The sequence below is a fragment of the Lactobacillus apis genome (assembly GCF_002837055.1).
GTDB classification, from domain to species: domain Bacteria; phylum Bacillota; class Bacilli; order Lactobacillales; family Lactobacillaceae; genus Lactobacillus; species Lactobacillus apis.
The window spans coordinates 196,158-216,798 of sequence record NZ_PDKP01000001.1 but is presented as its reverse complement, the minus strand read 5'-3'; the positions used below and the strand labels follow the sequence as shown (position 1 = coordinate 216,798).

Genomic DNA, 20,641 nt, shown 5'->3' with positions numbered 1-20,641 from the left:
TTTAATTCTATCATACCAATATCATAATATTGCTTATTTTCATAAAAAGACTAATAATATCATACACACTAATTGCGAATAATACTGTAATTATTTAGTTTCATGGTTATAGAATTTTTAAGCACAAAAAAGCACCGTCAGTATAGTCACTTCTATAGACGATGCTATTTTAAATTATTCTCTTTTTTTAGTTATTTTTAGGACCACTGGCCAAATAAATGCGAGCACCAATCCCATGGCAAGGCCAAGCCATAAAACAGACGAAGTGGTCAATGAAATTCCATGATAAAGCTCTGTCTGCAAGTTTTGGGTTAGCTGATTTAAGTAATATTGCAGTGCGCCAAACGATCCTACAGAGGCAATCAATAAAACTATCGAAGCCCAAGAACTACCGAATAGTACAAACAGAGCTGCAATAGCAAAAAGCAAAATAGCTGCGAAAAAGAAATAATGGAAAACATTAATGGTATCGTTAACTTGCTTGCCGTTGTTTTTGAGCTCTTTATTTAACCGATCTAAAATGACGTAATTGACAGCCTTTTGAACCTGATTCTTTTCAGATAAATTCAAATTTTGCGCTGTAACTTCACCATTTTCTTGGTAACTCACACTCAAATTATAAAGGTTAATATAAGACAAATCTCGATGATACTTTTGTGGTAGTTGTTCAAAAATCTTATCTTCAACACCAAAGTCTTTTGCTAACTGCAGCGATCCCTTTAAATTAGCATCCCCAGTCTTATTAACATTCTTGTCAATTACCGTTTTCGCCATTTTGGGAACATTCTGAACATTAATTGTTGCAACGCCTTCAAATAAAAATAACCCTGATAGACAAACCAATGCGGCAAAGATCAACCGTAGAAAAATACTAGTAAACTTCTTCATTAAGCTTACCCCCTTAGGTAGATTAACTATTGTTCTAGCATTCGTGTTGACCTGAAACTAAGCAGTTACATTTAATTACTGCAGGCGCCTTACTCTCCTTACCAGCAAGCTCATCCTCAATTGTCGAGATATCTGATTTAGATAATGGCATATCTTTCAAAAGTTCAATTAGAACTTGTCCTTTATGCATATCACACATGTGATTCATCATTTCTTTTGAAACCTGAATCATCATCTGCACTTGAGTAACAGTTGCGGAGTATGCATACCGATGTCCATCTTTTCTAGTCTTTAGCAAACCTTTTTTAACTAGTCTCCCAATCAATGTCTTGATTGTTGATTCTGACCAGTTCTTTTTAGCTTGTAATTGCTTAATGATATCACCAGTATGAATTTCACCAAGTGTCCACACTATCCTCATGACTTCCCACTCGGCTTCAGAAATATTATGTTCTTTATTTTTTTCTACCATAATAATCAACCTAACTTTATTCTACTACAAAACATATTTTTTTAATGCTTTGGCAATTCCGTCATGGTCATTATCATCAGTTACATAGTCCGCACTATCTTTAATCAGTTCGATTGCGTTTCCCATTGCAACTTTTTTAAAGTTTGGATTGGAAAACATCGAAATGTCATTCCCCTGATCGCCAAAGACCATTACTTGACTCTGATCAATCTTCAAGCGATCAGCAAGTACCATAAGAGCGTTACCCTTAGAAGCATCTTTAATGTTGATTTCAACATTAGTCGAAAAGCTTCGAACAATATCATACTTGGCAAAGGCCCACTCGGGAATATTGTTCCATAATTTTTCAACCTCGTTAACATCTTCAGTCATGCTAAAGCCAACTTTGTTAAAAGCAAAATCTTGTGGAATTTCCTCTGCCTTACGTACTTTAATCATGTTATTAGTCATTGCGGCATTCACTGCAAGATTAGCCCCTAAATCGCGATCACAGGTCCAAAAACACACTGGCGTTTCAAAATGTAAATTAACATGAGCAAGTCTTTGAAGTTTGCGCATATTGGAAAAATCCTGATAGTTCATTTCTTGATTCATCAAAACATCGCCTGCCAAGTTTTGGATGACCGCGCCATTAAACACAATGTTATATTGCTTCTTTCCTGCCAGGCCCAATTGCTTGTTAAAAGGCATTACCCCAGATAAAGGTCGACCTGTCGCAAGAACCACTTGAATTCCTTCGCTAATCGCATTTTTTAAAGTCTTTTCTGTTTCTGGCAAGATCGAGTTAGTACTACTAAGCAAAGTGCCGTCTAAATCAACAGCAATTAATTTTATTGACACAGTATTTTCCTCCCACTGCTTTTTGCATCGTCCCCTTCATTATACAAAAAGTCGTAATTACTTACGACTTTTTTCGGTATCTAGTTGTTTTGCTAGTTCTAAAAAAATATTTATTCAACAGTAACACTTTTAGCAAGGTTACGTGGTTTATCTACATCTAAGCCCTTAGCTTTAGAGGCATAATAGGCAAATAATTGAGCGGCAACAACACTAACAAGTGGAGTTAGATAATAATCAATATCTGGCAAAATGATATCGTCGTCAGGTTTTGCCAGTTTCTTACTTGCAATGGTAATCACACTAGCACCTCTTGAGACAACCTCCTCGATGTTCCCGCGCATTAGGTCTGCTGTAACCGGATCATTAATTAGGCCAATTACCGGTGTATTCTTTTCAATTAACGAAATTGTGCCATGCTTTAATTCGGCTGCCGCAAATCCTTCTGTTTGGATATAAGATACTTCTTTCAGTTTGAGTGCAGCTTCAAGAGCAAGTGGATAATCAATTCCGCGTCCAATATAAAAAGCATTGCGTGACGGTACTAGATATTCTTTAGCTAATTGCTCAATTTTCTCTTTACTGGAGATTACTTGTTCTACTCCCTCAGCAGCTAAAGCTAAATTTTCCTTTAGAGCAAAATTTTTCGCTGCGTCATTGCCAGTTCTTTCTCCCATTGCTTTTGCTAGTATTGCCTCAACTACCACCTGAGCCGTATAAGCCTTGGTTGAAGCAACAGCAATTTCAGGTCCCGCTTCAAGTGACATTGAATAGCTTGCTTCACGAGCAAGTGTTGAACCTGGAACATTTGTTAATGTAAGGGTTGGTATATTACGCTTAATTGCTTCTTGTAAAACGACACGTGAATCTGCCGTTTCCCCAGATTGCGATAAAAAGATAAATAATGGCTTTTTCGACATCATTGGGAAATGATAACCAGCCTCTGATGCAAGTCCAACTTCTGTCGGAATATTAGCAAACTTTTCAAACAAAACTTTGCCAACCAAACCAGCATGGTAGCTGGTGCCTGCCGCAAAGATATATAAACGATCTGCTCGTGTCAGTGCATCAACGATTTCTTGATCAACTTTTGGCTTACCGTCTTCATCTAAATAGTATTGAGCCAAATGCCGCAAAACACTTGGTTGCTCGCATATTTCTTTTAACATATAAAATTCATAAGTGCCCTTAGAAGCAGCGTTAGGATCAATATTCACCTCATAAGGTTTTGACTGAATTTTCTCTCCGGTAAGATTTTCTAGTACGTAGTTATCCCTAGTGATATCTCCAACTTGACCGTCAGCCAAATCGATAAAAGTCTTGGTTTGATCTAATACTGACAATGCATCTGAAGCAATTACATTAAAGTCTTTTCCTAGTCCAAGCATTAGTGGCGACTTATTTTTAGCAATAAAAATGTGATCAGGAATTGTATTGTCAACTAAGAGAATTGCGTATGAGCCTTTTACTTCTGCCAGCACCATCTTTAAAGCTGTAAAGGTATCGACCTTTTTGTCATTAACAACCTTACTAATTAATTGAACGATAACTTCGGTATCTGTATCTGATTGAAAATTAACGTCACTTAAATATTTATCCTTTAGTTCTTGATAATTTTCAATTACACCATTGTGAACCATGTAAAAACGATTTGTTTCATCAAATTGTGGATGTGCATTAGCTACAGTTGGCTTGCCATGTGTTGCCCAGCGCGTGTGCCCAATTCCAACAAGTCCATCCTCATCCTGCGTCATCTTAGCACGTAAGTTCTTAATACGCCCGGTAGTTTTAGTCAAGTATCCTCGCCCATTTAAGTCATTTAAATAAATGCCCGCTGAATCATATCCCCGGTATTCCAAGTTTGCTAAACCATCTAATACGACTTCTTTAGCTGATTTACCGATAATTCCAACAATTCCACACATATTATTCTCCTTTGGTATAGTCCATATTTTATTTTTTGGACTAGTAAAAGTTTCTTTATTACATATGGAATAATAATATTTACTTAAAAATTGGTCAAGTGATTATTATGATAATTGGTATATACTAAGTCTGATAAGTGCTATTGTATACACAAAAAAGGCAGGAAAAATATTTTCCTGCCTTTTACTTTTAATTGGACTAGTTAAATTTAGACGCCCATTTCTTTTTCAACTACATCAGTGATGCGTTTTACATAAGCATCAGTTTCCTCTTGTGTTGGTCCTTCGGCCATCACCCGTAAAAGCTCTTGCGTACCTGAAGGTCTAACTACGACACGACCATCACCATTCATATCATCTTCAACTTCCTTGATAACATCAAGAATTGGTCGATGCTTTTTCCAGCTCTTCTTATCCTTTACAGGAACGTTAACAAGACATTGAGGGTAATCCTTGAAATCTTCAAGTAGTTCACTTAGTGATTTACCAGTCTTCTTCATTACTAGCATTAAATGCAAACCTGTTAGCATCCCATCACCAGTATTATGGTAGTCGCTCATAATTACGTGACCAGACTGTTCCCCACCTAAATTATAACCATTTGCTCTCATTTCTTCGGAAACATAACGGTCACCTACTTGAGTACGAATGTTTTTAATGCCCTTTCTCTCAAGTGCCTTAGTAAAACCTAAGTTACTCATCACGGTAGTTACAATCGTGTCCTTTTTTAGACGGCCACCATCTTCCATGTAGCTGCCCAAAACGTACATAATGTGGTCTCCATCAACTTCATTACCATTTTCATCAACAGCAATACAGCGATCAGCATCCCCATCAAAAGCAAGTCCTAATTGGGCACCTTGTTTAACTACTTCTTCTTGTAACTTCTTTGTGTGGGTTGCACCAACGTGATCATTGATGTTTAAGCCATTTGGATGAGTTGCAATCGTAGTAAAATCAACACCACAATCAGCAAATAGACGAGAAATCAAGTTGCTAGCAGCACCATTAGCACCATCAATAACAACTTTAATTCCATCTAAATCAACTGGAATAGTATTTTCAATGAATTGGAGGTATTTTGCACTACCTTCGTGAAAATCAGTTACTGAGCCTAAACCCTCAGCTGAAGGACGAGGTAAGGTATCTTCTTTAGCATCAATTAGCTTTTCGATTTCTTCTTCCATTTCATCAGATAGTTTCAAGCCATCGCTACCAAAGAATTTTATTCCATTATCTTGAACTGGATTATGAGAAGCGGAAATTTGTACGCCGGCATCTGCACCTTGCGCTCTTACTAAGTATGACAAACCTGGGGTCGTAATTACACCAACTTCTAAAACTTCAATTCCAACTGATAGCAAACCAGAAATCAGCGAATACTCTAACATTTGACCAGAGATTCTGGTATCACGAGAAACTAAAACTTTAGCTTGCTCATCTTTATCCTTGTTCTTGGTTAAAATATAACCTCCGTCACGTCCTAATTTAAATGCCAATTCTGGTGATAAATCTTGATTTGCTACTCCACGAACACCGTCGGTGCCAAAATACTTCAACATCTAAAATACCTTCCTTTTACTTAATTTTTTTCACTTTTTACATTTGAATTTGCTACTTTAATGTCTATTCCAAGTTGAACGGGATCAGACTTAACTACACCCGCGGGCAAGTCTAGTTTAACCACTTTGCTTGTCGACACTGCAATTTCACTAAGGTCGACTGGAACTTTTAGCTTACTTATTTTGGCTAAATCTTCCTTTGCCCCATATATAGTAACATAGTCCGGTTTAGCCGTTAGCGAATATATTTTTCCACTTTGCTCACTTTTTGGTTCTAGCTTAACCCTAACTCGTTTATGAGCGACTGAAACTGGTATTGTTACCTTAGCTGTAGCAGGTTCAATAACAACATTAAGCTGCCTTTTTTTGTGATCTAAGGCAATAAGGCTAACCTGCCGTTCATAGTCATGCTTCATTTCACTTGGAAGAACGACCTTTGCGACTATTTGGTCAATTTGTTCAACCTCACTCCGTGCTCCAGTAACTTCAACTTGTTGCGGATAAACGCTTGGATGGCCAACCGTATAACCATGAGCTACAGCGTTCTCATTATACTCTATTTGAACAGGCATTGTTGTTGATTTTCTTTTCTGAATATCAACACGAACAACTTTTGGATTGATTGAATACGAAAGTTGCCTGCTAATGCCGTTAACGTGAACTTTTACTTCATGACCACCGATTTTTTTCTTAGTCAAATCAATATAGGCCCGAAAGTTTTGCGTATTAACAGTTGATGTCACTAGTGCATTAGAGCCCTCTAATGTAATGCTTACTTTTTCAGGATAGCCGACAACGTAATACTTATCTGTATCAACTGAAACTTGCAAAGGAACACTAATCGTTTGTGTTTTGTTAGCAGTTTGTTTCGTCCGACTTGACTGTCCCTGAGTTAAAAAACCACCCTGTGTGTCATTAACATAAATTACCAATAAAATTGCAATCAGTAGTGAAACTAACCGAATGAACCAAGATTTTTTCCAAAAGTTTTTCATCGGTCAGCACCCCACTTCCAAACTTTACGAGCAATTTTTTGATACCATTTTTCTGCCTGATTTTTCTTAGGAACAAGTTCAGCAGTCAGGTATTTCATGTACTCATCACGAGTCATATCAACTAGAAAACGCCCATTCCGCGTAATTGTCACGCCACCAGTTTCTTCGGAAACAACAATTGTAATCGCATCGGTAACTTCTGAAATTCCGACAGCAGCACGGTGACGTGTCCCCAAACGCTTCGGAATCATACTATTATCCGAAAGCGGCAAATAAGCTGCCGCAACGGCAATCTTATGATCATTATTAATAATGACAGCACCATCATGTAACGGGGTATTAGGAATAAAAATATTAATCAATAACTCACCAGTTACATCAGCATTCAACTTAATACCAGTTTCAACATAGTCGTCTAGTCCTGTTTCTTGCTGGAGAGTGATTAATGCTCCAATTCTTCTTTTCGACATATATTGAATTGCCTTATCAAGTTCATTAATAAACTTGATTGATTCAGTACGTTCACTGTCTTCTCGACCAGCAAAAATTGGTAAACGCCCCAAATGCTCTAGTCCACGCCTAATCTCGGGCTGAAAAATAATGATAATCCCGACGACCGACCAAGAAACAATTTGATCGATTAACCAGGTCGTGGTATGCAATTGCAAAATTCCAGCAACGATTCGCACCACAAAAATCAGGACAATCCCCTTAGCAAGCTGAACTGCTTTAGTACCTCGGATTAAAATGACTAAATGGTAAACTAAAAACCAAATAATCAAAACGTCTAAGATAGTTGAGAAGTTCGCCCAAGTAAAAATATGTATTCCGTTTGACTGCATAGATACTCCTTTCTATTATTGTAACAAGCAAAACTTAATCATTCGGCTTACCAATAATTCTAACTTCAGTCTCTAAATCAAGACCAAATTCCTCTTTAATCTTCTCTTGAATTAAATGGATTAAGTCAAGATAGTCCGTAGCTGTTGCTCCTCCTTTATTAACAATAAAGCCGGCATGTTTAGTGGAATCCTGCGCACCACCAATTTGTTTTCCTTGAAGACCCGCTTTAATGATCATCGGACCAACAAAATGACCAGCTGGACGCTTAAACACGCTACCACAAGAAGGATATTCTAATGGTTGTTTATATTGCCGCAATGCATTGAGATAGTTCATCTGCGCTAAAATTTCACTTTTCTGGCCTTTTTTTAATTCAAAGGTCGCAGATAAGACAATATCATCAGTTTCTTGAACAAGTGAATGTCGATATGAAAAAGCCATTTCCTCATTTGTATAAGTTTTAAACTCACCTTTTGCAGACATTACGGTAACCGACGCAACAGCCTCACAAGTTTCACCGCCATATGCTCCTGCATTCATAAAAACAGCGCCACCAACACTACCAGGAATACCAGCCGCAAATTCCATTCCACTAAGTCCATGGTTGGCTGCCATAAAAGCAGTATCAATAATTCGTGCACCTGCTTGAGCAGTAACTGTCTGATCTTCAACGGTAATCTTATCCATTTTGGTTAAAATAATGACAAGTCCGTCAATGCCGCCATCACGAATAATTAGATTTGATGCATTACCAATAACAGTTAGCGGTATTTGATCAGCATTAGCTGCTTCAACCAGTTTTTGAAGCTCTGTTTGATTTTGCGGAAAAGCCAAATACTCTGCTGGACCACCAGTTTTTGTAAACGTATATTTGCTAAGCGGGACTTGTTGCTTAATTTCTATCCCTTCTTTTGCTAAATCAAATAACTTCAAAGTTAAAATTCTCCTTATTAAATCTTTTGTTTATTTTACCGCATTCAGTGAATTGCTTCATCCTATGTTATACTAAAATTAAGTTTTAAAGGAGAGAAAATGAATTTTATTGCAATGGACTTTGAAACCGCCAACCGCCATCCAGAAAGTGCATGTTCTCTGGCATTAGTAATGGTTCGCGACAATCAAATTGTTGACCGGTTTTACACAGTTATAAACCCCCAAATGCCGTTTGATGCGCGAAACATTCAAATTCATGACATTACTGCAGATGATGTAAAGGATGCGCCAACAATGGCAGAAGTTTGGACTCAAATCAAAGACTTGTATCAGCCTGGCATGCTAGTTTGTGCGCATAATGCACGTTTTGATACGAACGTAATGAAGCAAAGTTTAGCGCGTTACGATATTCAAGAACCGCACTATTTTGTAATCGACACCCTACAAACAAGTAAATTATTTGAACCTAATCTAGCTAATCATAAACTAGATACTGTATCCGAAGCATTAAATGTTGAATTGTGGCACCATCACAATGCGCTTAGCGATAGTGAGGCCTGTGCAGGTATTCTTATCGCCCAAAATAAAGAATTTGGTGATGAACCAATTAAAAACCTTGTTTACCAAATCTAATAAACAAGTCAAAAAAGCAGACCTGATTAATATCAGCTCTGCCTTTTTTATTGCAATTTATTCATGATATCTTTTACCCACAGTTCATTGCGCTTTCCCTGCGGTCTAAATTCTAATGTCCTCTTAGTGGAATCCCAGCTATCATCCACTCTTCTAATTACTACCTGCAAATATTGATCTGGTAGATAGCCCTGAATAACTTCTGGCCATTCAATAATAACCAATCCTGGCTCTGACAGATAACTATTTAAATCGATTGATGATAAATCGCTGTTTTCTAAACGATAAAAATCCATGTGATAAATTGGTAGTTTTGCCTCAGCATACTCACGGACAATCGTAAAGGTTGGACTTTTCACCGGACGCCTTACCCCAAGCGCATAACCAATTCCCTGTGTCAGCGTAGTTTTACCGGCTCCTAAATCACCATTTAGTAAAAGCAAATCGTGTGGCCTAGCCGTGGAGGCAATCGCTGCACCAATTTTCTTCATTTCAGCAGCTGAGTTAATCTCTAATTTAGTCATTATTCTTTGTCCTTAAAAAGTGCTTGAGCTGCTGTTAAAACAGCTAAGTCGTAGACATCCTGGCTACTTGCCCCACGTGATAAATCGTTAATTGGTTTATCAAGTCCTTGCAAAATAGGTCCAATTGCTGCAAAGTTACCCAAACGTTGTGTAATTTTATAAGCAATATTGCCCGATTGTAATTCAGGGAAAATAAAAATGTTTGCACGCCCTGCAAGTTTAGAATCAGGTGCCTTTTTTGCAGCAACTTCCGGAACAAAAGCAGCATCAAATTGTAATTCACCATCTGAAACAATATCAGGGTGCTCTTTAGCAAAAATTTCAGCAGCCTTGACAGTTCTAGTAACCATTTCGCCTTTTGCGGAGCCCTTGGTTGAAAAGCTAAGGAAGGCTACACGTGGCTCAAGATCAATCATTTTGGCTGTTTCAACAGTTTGATAAGCAATTTCTGCTAACGTTTGACTATCAGGTGCTGGATTGATTGCACAGTCTGCAAAAAGATACTTTTCTTTCCCTCGCTCCATAATAAAGCTACCAGAGACGCGATGCATTCCTTCAGCAGTATGAACAAGTTGTAATGCTGGACGAACAGTTTCTGCCGTCGAATGAACTGCACCAGAAACCATTCCATCAGCAATTCCCATCTTAACCATCATTGTGCCAAAATAATTGGCATCCTTTAGTGCTTCACGCACCTCGGATTCAGTAATTTCTTTGCCACGAGCTTGAATGAAACTGACTACCATTTCATTCAGGTTCTCGTAATTATCAATGTCAATTAACAAAAGATCATCGAGTGAAATTCCTTCTTGCTGTGCAATCTGTTTTATTTGTTCTGGATCACCCAAAATAATTGGGCTAACTACATTATCGTCTTTAAGTTTTCTAACAGCTTTTAATATCCTAGGATCATTTCCTTCAGGGAAAACTATGCGATATTGCTTACTAAAATTTTTTACTTTGCTCTTTAATAATTCAAAAATACTCATTATTTCACCTATGCTAAATCAGATTCTGTGACTTGTTGCGGCAATTGCCAATCAATTGGTGCTTCACCAAATTTTTTCAAGGCCTCATTACAGCGCGAAAATGGTCGTGAGCCAAAGAAGCCGCGATCTGCTGAGAAGGGACTTGGATGAGCTGATTTAATCACATAATTCTTCTCTTGGTCAATTAATGCGATTTTATTTTGCGCATATTTGCCCCATAAGATAAAAACAACCTGACCACGATCGCTCAGGGCTTTGATTGCAGCATCTGTTACTTGCTCCCAGCCTTTGCCCTGATGTCCATTTGCATGTCCATATGGTACAGTTAAAACTGCATTCAGTAGAAGTACACCCTGATCAGCCCACTTTTTCAAATAACCATGTTGAACCGGAACACAGCCCACATCATCATAAAGTTCCTTATAAATGTTCTGTAGGGATGGTGGTAATTTAACCCCAGGCATTACGGCAAAACTCATTCCGGTTGCCTGCCCTGGATTATGGTATGGATCTTGGCCTAAAATAACTACTTTAGTCTTAGCAAATGGGGTTAATTTAAAAGCAGTGAAAATATGGTACATATCTGGAAATATCCGCTTAGTTTGGTATTCTTTTTTCAAAAACTCATGAAGCGCATGGTATTCATTACTTTCAAATACGGGAGCTAGTACTTCATCCCAGTCATTGCCAATAAACTTTTTCATTATCAAGACACCCTCTCTTTCACAGCCTATATGGTATCATGAAACTAATTCTGATTGAAAATAACTTAGACAATTTTAACGATTTTTACTATAACAAAGCGCATTTATTAAAAAAATAATAAACGGCATGTTCTCTACTTATGTTAAGATGATTATGAAATAATAAAACGCTTCAGTTACGAAGGAGGCTCATCTCTTATCTTGATTAAATTAGTAGCTTGTGACCTTGATGGCACATTATTTAACAGTAATATTACCGTCTCAGACGAAAACGTAGCCGCAATTAAAGTGGCCCAAAAAAGTGGAATTGAGTTCTTGGTGGCAACCGGACGCTCGCCTGAACAATCGCGTAAAGTAATTAAAGATTTTGGTATTAACACAGGTTTTATTAACATTAATGGTGCACTTGTATTTGATGCAAATGGTAAGCTACAGGTTAAAAATCCGTTGCCAACAACCAAAGCGAAACAAGTAGCGGACATTTTGGACCGCCACCACATTTATTATGAGCTTGTAACCTCAGACTTGATTTTTTCGAAAGACATTAGCCAACGAGTAGTTAATTTAGCTCGTGCATTAACTGCGCTTAATCCGCGCCTAAGTTTTAAAAAAGCAGTAGCAACAGCGGCAGGAAGTAATGCAATGCTAAGCATGACTTACGTTGACAGTTTTACTGACCTATTAAATGATCCAGAGCTTGAAGTAATGAAAATAATTTCCTTTGACGGACATGGGCCTGAAGCTTTTGTTGAAGCAAAAAAGGAAATCATGGCTTTAGGAGACGTGGCAGTGACTTCAAGTTCCCCAGCTAATATCGAGATTAATGATGCTAAAGCACAAAAAGGTCCTGCATTGATGGAATATGCGAAAAAGAAAGGCCTGAAGCGAGAAGAAGTTGCTGCAATTGGCGATAACCTTAATGATGAGAGTATGATTAGGGATGCCGGTACAGGTGTAGCTATGGGCAACGCGGTTCCAGCAATTAAGAAATTAGCCCAAGTACAAACAAAAACTAATGATGAAAATGGAGTAGCTTATATTTTAAAACAGTTTATTAGCGAAAATGCTAAAGAATAGAGGTGCTTAAATGCGCTATTTACTAGAACTAACTCAAAAGCAAGAATACGGTCAAATTCCCGTTGCAAATGAAAAAGGCAAAATCAAATACTTAATTCAAGGTAATCTTGATAATCCTAACCATACACTTTATTTGAAGACATATAAGCAAACTGAAATTGGTCGGCTTTACACTGACGGTAATGGTATAATTTCATCCTATACTATTGACGTTGTCAATCATTCTTTAGTTAAAGTCAAACGCTTCAACAACTCTGTGTCGAATCTTTTTTATATTACTAGACTTAATTACTTAGTTACAGGTAGTATCAAAAACGGAAAATACCGCTTTTTATCTGGGGTTAAAACAGTGGCTACGGTTGAAACGGATATCAAGAAAAATGGGGTCGTTTTAACTTGTAATATTGCTCGCCCAGAAGATGTACCGTTTATTTTACTGTGTGCCACCCTTTTTACACAATGGCATACAACGCCTCTGCGATTACCGACATTCCCACCTATTGGACGTAAATATAATGTTAAATTCAACTAAACAAAAGGAGCACTACTAATTGTAGTGCTCCTTTTTGTTAATCAACCTTTTTCTTATAAGCCAACTTCTCATTTTCAAATGTCAGAAATTGGTCATCAAAAAAGATATATTTCAGCCAAATCAAAAAATGAGTTATTTTAATCTTTTTCTATATCTTGTTACACCAAAATAGTAGATTGCACTAACTAATAATGCCACTCCATAAACGTATTGTGTACTTATTGAGCCGAATTTTTCTATAATCCAGCTTCCCCCAAATGTACCTAACGGTATCATTAGCGAAAGTATACTGTCATTGATAGTATCAATTCTACCTAAAATTGCTGATGAAAAGCTTGTTTGAACTAGAGTTTCAAAATCTATGTTCATCATTGTAATCCATAAAGAAGAGATTGCAGAGCTAATCAAGGCGAAAATCACACTAGTTTTTACAGTTAATGGAACCAAGAGTCTAAATGTTCCCGCTCCCAAGAAGCATAAAGTAATAAAGGCTTCCATATTCTTTTTTCCTAATTTAAAATGCTGTATAACAAGAGCTCCTAGTATGCTTCCTATGGAGGATACCATCAGCAATCCTCCATAGCCAATCGCGGAGTCATGTATATAACTTTCCGCGAAATAAGGCAATCCAACATCATAAATGCCAAAAAAGAAGTTAACCACGCATAACGGTAATATCAATTCAATAATATTACTCTCACTTTTCAAAGTAACCCAACCAACTTGTAAATCTTTTAAATAGGAGCCTGTAAAGTATTCTTCACTTTTTAGTACATCTTTTGCGAGCATATTGATTTGTACTCTTGCATAGATAAAGAGCGCTATGGTAAAAATAACCGCTGATATAATAATGGTTATACTGATGGATGTTGTAGCAATAATAAAGGTGGTTATACCGTCTAGTACTAAGTCCAATATCTTGTAGCTTACCTGAAAAAGGCCGTTAAAATGCAAGAGATCCTTCTTCTCAACAAGTACGGGCAACAGCTTATATTCTGTTGGATAAATAATTGATGATAATATTGTTGATATACCAAATAATAGAAGTAAAAATATGTCAATGATTACATTATTTTGCTTAAGGTATAGTACACACGCGATAATAACACTAATTACAATTTGTATAAGAGTTGAATATTTTAGCAATTTTTTAACGGACAAACGATCAATTAGCGGACCAAATCCAAACGAAATTATGTCAATTCCAGCTTCAATTGAAAAAATTAGCGCTACCATTAATGGTGAATGACCAGCTTCTTTAAAGTACCAAAGAATTGCCATATAGAATAAACTATCAGCAATATTAGTTGCTACCCGTCCAGCCAGTAATTTATAAACATTTAAGTATTTCTTTTTTATCATCACTTTTCCATCCTTAAATATTATCCATCTTCTGTTTTGACGCTTCAATATTATGTTGCAAGCTATAGTTACAGTTGACCTCTCGGGAAAAAAGAAATCTAACGCTTGGATTAGCAATAGTACTTTTCCTTAATAAAGATCCTACATAGAATCCTGTGATTTGAGCTGAATGTATTGCTTCTGAAACTCCAGATATTGGTATAGTTGCTTTTCCTGCAGCAAATAGCCTAGAAATCTTCTTTTTTGCTAGATCATTTGTTCCAGCTTTTACTTTAAAGTGAGATTTTTAACTGGAAAATCGCCAATTTCATTATTTCGATGAGAAACTAAAATTATCGTTTTACAATCTTTCAAAAACATTTGAAGTAAATCCTGCGACGATTTCAAATCAATGCTTGAAAAACTTTCATCAAGTAAAACAAGCTTGTTAGTAGAATCAATGAGACGAGCTAATGCAACTCGTTGTTTCTGTCCTCCAGAAAGAGAATTGTATTGCCATGAATCATCAATTCCAAACTTTTCTTTTATTGAGGCTAATTTTTCCAAATTAACTTTTCGTCCTAATGAAATATTATAGTTAATTGAGTAAGGGAAAATTGTAACCTTTTGAGGTAAGTATATAATCAACTCGTTTATGACTTTTTGTGGGATTTGATTAATATTAATTCCATTTAAAAGAATTTCACCAGAATTTGGTTTGAGCTGACCAGTTGCTAACTTAAGCAATGTTGATTTTCCCCTGCCAGAATCACCATTTAGTTTATAAAAATTATCCCTAGTAAAGGCATAAGAAAAATGACTTAATATTGTTGTTCTAGAACCAGGATATGAAAACGACACATCTCTAAATTCCAGTGTCTTAAATTGCATTGGAAAGGATGCCAGATCAAACTTTTGATTACTTGGAATAACAAGATTTTTCAGCTTAGAAGATTTTGCAAAAATACCTGAAGTTGAAAGTAATTGAGCTAAATAGCGATTAATTATTCCAGCTGAATCAAAGACTTTTGTCGCTAATTCTGCTGTCGACAAAATAGCTCCAGCACTCAAAACACCCTTGAAATGTAAAAATCCAGTAATTCCTAAAATATTTAGCTGACTACCAATATTTACTACACTAGTAATAATGTCGACAATCGATCTCCTTATAGTGTTATGAACATTTGCTTTCTTCAATATAGCTTTCAAAAAAGGAAATAATAAAAGAAATAAACCATAGTAAAAAAATCAGCATCAGTAGTTGACCAAAAAGCTTTATATTCTTCGCAATTAAAGCATTAGCTAAATTTGCCATTTTGGTAGCAGCCAAAACTTGCAGGAATGAATTGGTTAACAACAATAAGCAGGCACACCCGACGGAAAATAAATGTTGCTTAAGATATTTGTACATGTTGTGCCTCCTATATACAATCAACTTTTTCATTTAACTCTAATATTATCTACTTATTCTGTCAATTAGCAAATAATGCTTATTTATATTTGGTTTAAGCTTCAAGAAGATAGCAAAAGACATTACCGGTCTACAGGGGTAATGTCTTTTGCTAATTAATCAACCTTTTTCTCATATGCTAGCTTTTCATTTTCGAATGTCAGAAGTTGGTCATCAAAATGATCAATTTTATAAGTTAGATAGTTAATTGTCTTTTGAATATCATGTGTTTGCTTTATTAGTTCGTCGCGTTGCATTTCTAATAATTCACGACGCTTTTTTCTGGTTTGTGGTTCATGCAAATATAGTGCAACAAATTGCTTCAGCTTTTTAACCGGCATCCCAGCCTTACGCAAAACTAAAATATAAAAAATCCAGTTTTGATCGTATTCACTATAAACGCGATAACCATTTTGATCACGCTTTATCGCAGGGATTAATCCTTCTTTTTCCCAATATCTTAATGTGTCTTTTGGTAAACCAAACTTTTTGCTCACTTCATTGATATTCAAACTTTTATTTCCTTAATCAACATTTCTTACTAGATCATGGATATTTTGAACAGCTGCTGGATCCCGATGATCAAAAAACTGACTTTTATTTTCATCTAATGTTTTAATTTGTGCCATTTCTGCTTGAGTCAATTCAAAATCAAAGACTTGGCTGTTTTGAACTATTCTATCATGATGAACTGATTTTGGAATCACAACAATTTTTCTTTGAAGTAGCCAGCGTAGAATAACTTGCCCTACTGTCTTATGATACTTCTGTCCAATTTCAGCAATCAGTTGATTAGTAAATATTTGCTGCTTTCCTTCAGCAAATGGAGCCCATGCTTCCGGTTGAATGTTGCGCTCCTGCAAAAAAAGAACATCATCTTTTTGTTGCATCCAAGGATTAACTTCAATTTGATCGACAGCGGGACAAATCTTATTGTATAGCTCTAAATCCAAAACACGGTCTGCTGTAAAATTCGAAACACCAATTGCTCTAATTGTACCTGCTTGATATGCTTCTTCCATTGCTCGCCAAGAGCCGTAAACATCACCATACGGTTGATGAATTAAATATAAATCTAAATAGTCTAACTGAAGTTTCTTTAAAGAAGTTAGAATTGCTCTCTTTGTTGCTTCATAACCGGTGTCTGATACCCATAGTTTTGTTGTAACAAATATATCAGCACGATCAACTTCACTATTTTTTATTGCTTGTCCTATTGCCTCTTCGTTGCCATATGAAGAGGCAGTATCAATTAAGCGATACCCTGATCTAATTGCATCTTCTACTACCTGTTCAGCTAAGGTTAAATCGGTAATTTGAAAAGCACCGAACCCTAAAAGGGGCATTTCTACTCCATTATTTAATGTTATTTTCTCCATTTTTAACTCTCCCAAAAATTCTTTTGTTAGAGTTAGTATAAACGTTAGAGTTAACTCCATAGCAAGGTTAAATCTACTATTTATTGCCAATTTTAGCTATTATTATCAAGTTCTTTAATAATCAAGTTAGCCAATAGCTCATACCCTGCAGCACCAAAATGTAAACCATCATCTAATTGGCCTTGACAAAGAGTTGTTAAGCTTCCTTGCTTAACCATTTTTTCAAAGAGGTTAATAAAATGTATTTTATAGTTATTTGCTACTTGTTCCAATTCTGCAGTATAAGCAGCAACATCATTATTAATTCGCTTTTCCTGTTTATGCTCATCAACTGCAGGCGGAGAAATCATTATGAAATTATTTGGATAATATAAGCAAACGATGCTGGAAATAATTAATGCCATGTTTTGCTTAAACTGCTCCAATGGAACCTTTTTATGCAGTGCCAAATCGTTTGTTCCAAGTAATAGAATCAACTTATCACAGTGGTCTATCTTAAGGACAAGGTCAGAAATCAAAGCAAAAAATGCACCTGAGTTAATTCCTGGTACTGCGGTATTAATCGTTTCTATATTAGAATTTTTCTTCTTTAAAGTGTAGTCAAGTCGTGGCCCTTTCAAGCCTTCTTTTCTAGCAATGAGGCTATCACCTGTTAAAAGCAATTTCATTTGAAACTTCTCCAATTAAAACCAATAAAAAAACTGTAGTTACAGTTAAATTGTAACTACAGTCTATTTTAATTTCTAGGATTTACTTTACTATACTTCATATTCTTGAATTCATGAGCAGCATATTTTTTAGCCAATTCTTCAGTTCTGAAGTATTGGTTAGTAACTTCACCCACTTGAGGATGTGATTGGAATAAAACAGATTCTTTCTTTCCATCAATCACTTCAGTTTTTACAGTAAAAGCATAACCCATCTTAGTTGACTTTTCATCGACTGGACTCACAATTGTCCACTTGTCGCCGTTCATTGTCTTAGTTGTTACTCTTGCATACTTAGCAAATAAATCAGCGTTCTTTGACTTCCAAGTTCTGGACATTTGCCAAGGGTACTTTTTCGTTCCCTTAACTGTTCCAACTTCAACAGCCTTAACATGGTCATTTGCCCATGGCGTATCGAATGAATTCTTTTGAATATTCATTGGATTAGGTGTCAAATTGTTGGTGCTGTACCACTTACCACGCCAAGTTTTGGGGAAAGTATATAGTTTGTTAAAACCATATTTATTTTTCTTAACAGTGGCAGCTTGAACTTGAGCTGGTTGATTTACTAGCGCTGGTGTAGCAGTAGTTAAAACAACTGTTGCGGCTGCAAGCATTGTTAAAATCTTCTTACTTTTCATTTTTTCGGCCTCCTGAGAACCTGAGATAATTTATTATTATATCAGTTATTTTCAACAATAAAAGTGTCTTTTGTGATTTAAATATATAATTATATATATTATTCCTGTTAACTAAAACAATTCCAAGTAAAAAGCCTCTGCAAATAGCAGAGGCTTTTCATTTAAACATAAGAAAACTTACACAAAAATAATTTACCATTGAGCAAATGTTTTTAACTCTTTTGGCTTTGTCCCACCATACATTCTAGCTAACTTAGCCGAGCGCCAATAAACGTTAGTTATTCTATAAGAAGATAAAGTTCTTTCAATTAAAACGCGGTGTCCTTTGTAATGATATAAACCTAAACTCCTACCTGATGCAACCGGACTAAACCAAGGAAACATCGAGATATATTTTATGTTTTTGTCCTTTTTAAAAGTTACAGGGTAAAAAGCCCTTACCCAATTTCTGGTTTGCTTAGTATTCTTAATTCCCTTAGCATTAGTATCTTGCCTATGTAATTCATCAGAACCGATTTTATGCGCTTTTACTCTTAATTTATCAATTGTGTTTGATTTATAATTCATATCAAAAGCTTTGCCATATCAGGTCCCGCGCATCTTCTTCGGTGTAGTCAGTTTTCCTAAATTACCTTTTACATGAGCTGCTTGAACAACCGTGTTTGTAGTGAAGAAGTTACTATCATTACTTTTTCCTACAAATAATCCAAGAGCTAAAGATGTAGTTATAGCAATAAGTATCTTTATTTTGCTGTTCTTTATTTGTTTATTCAATATTCTTTCCCTTCCTATTTAATAAAAGCTGACTTTTTGACAAACTTTCCACCTTTTACCGTATAGTACTTTTTATCTAAGTAGCCTGTGACCGGTAGTCCATATGTCATTACTCTCGTATGCTTTTTTAACCTTCTTAATTTCCCGCCATCTACGAAAATAACATACGCATCTTTCTTTAATTTGCGGTTCTTACCTTTTAGGTTAGTAGCCAAAATAAACTTACCATCTGAAATTTCATCAAAACTACGGCCGTTTGAAATTATAGAAGAAAGTAAACTTACTTTTGTTCCCTTTTCTACCCTTCCTTTTGTACGCACATATGCAGATAGTTTTTCATCTGGCACGTAGATCGTGGACTTTTTTGCAACAACAGCTGTATTACTATTTTCTGATGCAAAAACTGTAGTTGTCGAACCAAGACTTATAAAAAATAAAAGTAAAGTGCTTAAAAACAAACTTAAATTAAACTTATTTAGTTTCATTATTTTCTCCTAACGATCATTAATTTAATGACTACTTTATTTAGTATATTAAATTTTAATACACGATTTTATAAAAAACAACTTGCACTTTGCTCACTTTATAGTAATAACCATGGCACTAAATTTTTGATAAACAAAAAAAGCCTCTGCAAATAGCAGAGGCTTTTCATTTATACAGTTAAAATTAGTCTTGGTAATTTACCAAAGCTAAATATGAATCAGGTTTAAGTGATGCACCACCAACTAAACCTCCATCAATATTTGGCTTACCCATCAATTCTTTAACATTAGCTGGGTTAACTGAACCACCATATTGGATACGAACATTTTCAGCAGTTTCATCATCGTACAAGTCCTTGACAGTCTCACGGATTGTCTTGCACATTTCTTCTGCTTGTTCTGAACTAGCAGTCTTACCAGTTCCGATTGCCCAAATTGGTTCATAAGCAATAACAAGGTTTGAAACTTGTTCAGCAGTTAAACCATCCAAATCAGCTTTAATTTGGCCAACTACCCATTCTTCTTGCTTGTTAGCTTCACGAGTTTCAAGTGATTCACCACAGCAAACGATTGGAGTTACGTTATTAGCAAATAAAACTTTAGCTTTCTTGTTAATATCTTCATCAGTTTCGTGGAAGTATTCACGACGCTCTGAGTGACCAATAATGCAGTAATCGATTCCCATTTCGTTAAGAACTTTAGGAGAAGTTTCACCAGTAAAAGCACCTTCAGTTTCGAAGTAGGCATTTTCTGCACCTACATGTAATTCTGAACCTTCAGCAGCCTTTTTCAATGCATCAAGGTCAACGGCTGGAGCACAAATTACTGATTCTACTTTACTTGATTCTGGTAACTCATTTTTAATAGAAGCTACGAACTCAGCAGTTTGTTCTGGGTTCATGTTTAGTTTCCAGTTACCAGCAATAATTGGTGTACGCATTTAATTATTG

At 36.0% G+C, this 20,641-nt stretch carries 25 protein-coding genes; 3 read left to right on the top strand and 22 right to left on the bottom strand.

Features of this window, described 5'->3' with window-relative positions; all coding sequences use genetic code 11:
* Nucleotides 1-174 precede the first annotated feature (174 nt).
* The 8 genes from CRG87_RS01150 to murB all read right to left on the bottom strand — a co-directional run bounded on the left by CRG87_RS01150 (nucleotide 175) and on the right by murB (nucleotide 8,455).
* A complete protein-coding gene (locus CRG87_RS01150) occupies nucleotides 175-888 on the bottom strand; it encodes a hypothetical protein (RefSeq protein WP_074425535.1) in 714 nt (237 codons plus the stop codon).
* Nucleotides 889-922: 34 nt separating this feature from the next.
* Nucleotides 923-1,360, bottom strand: coding sequence for a CopY/TcrY family copper transport repressor (locus CRG87_RS01145; protein WP_074425536.1), 438 nt, complete (start codon nucleotides 1,358-1,360; stop codon nucleotides 923-925).
* A gap of 24 nt (nucleotides 1,361-1,384) precedes the next feature.
* Nucleotides 1,385-2,200, bottom strand: coding sequence for a Cof-type HAD-IIB family hydrolase (locus CRG87_RS01140; protein WP_074425537.1), 816 nt, complete (start codon nucleotides 2,198-2,200; stop codon nucleotides 1,385-1,387).
* 110 nt (nucleotides 2,201-2,310) lie between these two features.
* Nucleotides 2,311-4,122: a glutamine--fructose-6-phosphate transaminase (isomerizing) gene (glmS, locus tag CRG87_RS01135; protein WP_074425538.1), complete on the bottom strand. Its 1,812-nt coding sequence runs from the start codon at nucleotides 4,120-4,122 to the stop codon at nucleotides 2,311-2,313.
* 209 nt (nucleotides 4,123-4,331) lie between these two features.
* Nucleotides 4,332-5,684, bottom strand: a complete 1,353-nt coding sequence (gene glmM / locus CRG87_RS01130) for a phosphoglucosamine mutase (protein ID WP_074425539.1) — start codon at nucleotides 5,682-5,684, stop codon at nucleotides 4,332-4,334.
* A gap of 20 nt (nucleotides 5,685-5,704) precedes the next feature.
* Nucleotides 5,705-6,679, bottom strand: coding sequence for a CdaR family protein (locus CRG87_RS01125; RefSeq protein ID WP_074425540.1), 975 nt, complete (start codon nucleotides 6,677-6,679; stop codon nucleotides 5,705-5,707).
* Nucleotides 6,676-7,521: a diadenylate cyclase CdaA gene (gene cdaA / locus CRG87_RS01120; RefSeq protein ID WP_074425541.1), complete on the bottom strand. Its 846-nt coding sequence runs from the start codon at nucleotides 7,519-7,521 to the stop codon at nucleotides 6,676-6,678. The genes CRG87_RS01125 and cdaA overlap by 4 nt, the downstream gene beginning before the upstream one ends.
* 34 nt (nucleotides 7,522-7,555) lie before the next feature.
* Entirely contained in the window at nucleotides 7,556-8,455 is a 900-nt protein-coding gene (murB, locus tag CRG87_RS01115) for a UDP-N-acetylmuramate dehydrogenase (protein ID WP_074425542.1), read from the bottom strand.
* Between the two features lie 99 nt (nucleotides 8,456-8,554).
* Here murB and CRG87_RS01110 point away from each other — a divergent pair, with 99 nt between their 5' ends.
* Complete coding sequence (locus CRG87_RS01110; protein WP_046306542.1) at nucleotides 8,555-9,088, top strand: 3'-5' exonuclease; 534 nt, start codon at nucleotides 8,555-8,557, stop codon at nucleotides 9,086-9,088.
* Nucleotides 9,089-9,135: 47 nt separating this feature from the next.
* Here the strand turns inward: CRG87_RS01110 and tsaE are convergent, their stop codons facing one another.
* From tsaE to CRG87_RS01095, 3 genes are read right to left on the bottom strand one after another with little or no spacing between them, the layout of a single operon-like run.
* Nucleotides 9,136-9,612, bottom strand: a complete 477-nt coding sequence (gene tsaE, locus CRG87_RS01105; protein ID WP_074425543.1) for a tRNA (adenosine(37)-N6)-threonylcarbamoyltransferase complex ATPase subunit type 1 TsaE — start codon at nucleotides 9,610-9,612, stop codon at nucleotides 9,136-9,138.
* Complete coding sequence (gene pta / locus CRG87_RS01100; RefSeq protein WP_074425544.1) at nucleotides 9,612-10,601, bottom strand: phosphate acetyltransferase; 990 nt, start codon at nucleotides 10,599-10,601, stop codon at nucleotides 9,612-9,614. The genes tsaE and pta overlap by 1 nt, the downstream gene beginning before the upstream one ends.
* An 8-nt stretch (nucleotides 10,602-10,609) precedes the next feature.
* Nucleotides 10,610-11,305 carry a uracil-DNA glycosylase gene (locus tag CRG87_RS01095; protein WP_074425545.1) on the bottom strand — a complete coding sequence of 232 codons (696 nt, stop codon included), beginning with the start codon at nucleotides 11,303-11,305 and terminating at the stop codon, nucleotides 10,610-10,612.
* Between the two features lie 201 nt (nucleotides 11,306-11,506).
* Between CRG87_RS01095 and CRG87_RS01090 the strand changes: the two genes are divergently transcribed.
* Together CRG87_RS01090 and CRG87_RS01085 are read left to right on the top strand one after the other, a co-directional pair.
* Entirely contained in the window at nucleotides 11,507-12,382 is an 876-nt protein-coding gene (locus CRG87_RS01090) for a Cof-type HAD-IIB family hydrolase (protein WP_074425546.1), read from the top strand.
* Between the two features lie 10 nt (nucleotides 12,383-12,392).
* Complete coding sequence (locus CRG87_RS01085; RefSeq protein ID WP_046306534.1) at nucleotides 12,393-12,914, top strand: LURP-one-related/scramblase family protein; 522 nt, start codon at nucleotides 12,393-12,395, stop codon at nucleotides 12,912-12,914.
* Nucleotides 12,915-13,046: 132 nt separating this feature from the next.
* On the opposite strand, the gene CRG87_RS01080 is transcribed toward CRG87_RS01085, so the two are convergent.
* The 11 genes from CRG87_RS01080 to tpiA all read right to left on the bottom strand — a co-directional run bounded on the left by CRG87_RS01080 (nucleotide 13,047) and on the right by tpiA (nucleotide 20,631).
* Complete coding sequence (locus CRG87_RS01080) at nucleotides 13,047-14,276, bottom strand: MFS transporter (RefSeq protein ID WP_074425728.1); 1,230 nt, start codon at nucleotides 14,274-14,276, stop codon at nucleotides 13,047-13,049.
* Between the two features lie 267 nt (nucleotides 14,277-14,543).
* A complete protein-coding gene (locus tag CRG87_RS01075; protein WP_074425547.1) occupies nucleotides 14,544-15,452 on the bottom strand; it encodes an ABC transporter ATP-binding protein in 909 nt (302 codons plus the stop codon).
* Nucleotides 15,430-15,666, bottom strand: coding sequence for a hypothetical protein (locus CRG87_RS01070; protein ID WP_074425548.1), 237 nt, complete (start codon nucleotides 15,664-15,666; stop codon nucleotides 15,430-15,432). The genes CRG87_RS01075 and CRG87_RS01070 overlap by 23 nt, the downstream gene beginning before the upstream one ends.
* Nucleotides 15,667-15,821: 155 nt before the next feature.
* Nucleotides 15,822-16,217: a MerR family transcriptional regulator gene (locus CRG87_RS01065; protein ID WP_074425549.1), complete on the bottom strand. Its 396-nt coding sequence runs from the start codon at nucleotides 16,215-16,217 to the stop codon at nucleotides 15,822-15,824.
* 12 nt (nucleotides 16,218-16,229) lie between these two features.
* A complete protein-coding gene (locus CRG87_RS01060; protein ID WP_074425550.1) occupies nucleotides 16,230-17,084 on the bottom strand; it encodes an aldo/keto reductase in 855 nt (284 codons plus the stop codon).
* Between the two features lie 92 nt (nucleotides 17,085-17,176).
* A complete protein-coding gene (locus CRG87_RS01055; RefSeq protein ID WP_074425551.1) occupies nucleotides 17,177-17,752 on the bottom strand; it encodes a GDSL-type esterase/lipase family protein in 576 nt (191 codons plus the stop codon).
* 68 nt (nucleotides 17,753-17,820) lie between these two features.
* Entirely contained in the window at nucleotides 17,821-18,432 is a 612-nt protein-coding gene (locus CRG87_RS01050) for a hypothetical protein (protein ID WP_074425552.1), read from the bottom strand.
* A gap of 192 nt (nucleotides 18,433-18,624) precedes the next feature.
* The gene (locus CRG87_RS01045) at nucleotides 18,625-18,999 is read right to left on the bottom strand and encodes a hypothetical protein (protein ID WP_074425553.1); all 375 of its coding nucleotides are present in this window, start codon (nucleotides 18,997-18,999) and stop codon (nucleotides 18,625-18,627) included.
* A gap of 18 nt (nucleotides 19,000-19,017) precedes the next feature.
* Nucleotides 19,018-19,206 carry a hypothetical protein gene (locus CRG87_RS01040; protein WP_074425554.1) on the bottom strand — a complete coding sequence of 63 codons (189 nt, stop codon included), beginning with the start codon at nucleotides 19,204-19,206 and terminating at the stop codon, nucleotides 19,018-19,020.
* Nucleotides 19,207-19,220: 14 nt separating this feature from the next.
* Nucleotides 19,221-19,691 carry an SLAP domain-containing protein gene (locus CRG87_RS01035; protein WP_074425555.1) on the bottom strand — a complete coding sequence of 157 codons (471 nt, stop codon included), beginning with the start codon at nucleotides 19,689-19,691 and terminating at the stop codon, nucleotides 19,221-19,223.
* Between the two features lie 184 nt (nucleotides 19,692-19,875).
* The gene (tpiA, locus tag CRG87_RS01030; RefSeq protein WP_074425556.1) at nucleotides 19,876-20,631 is read right to left on the bottom strand and encodes a triose-phosphate isomerase; all 756 of its coding nucleotides are present in this window, start codon (nucleotides 20,629-20,631) and stop codon (nucleotides 19,876-19,878) included.
* Between the last annotated feature and the right edge of the window lie 10 nt (nucleotides 20,632-20,641).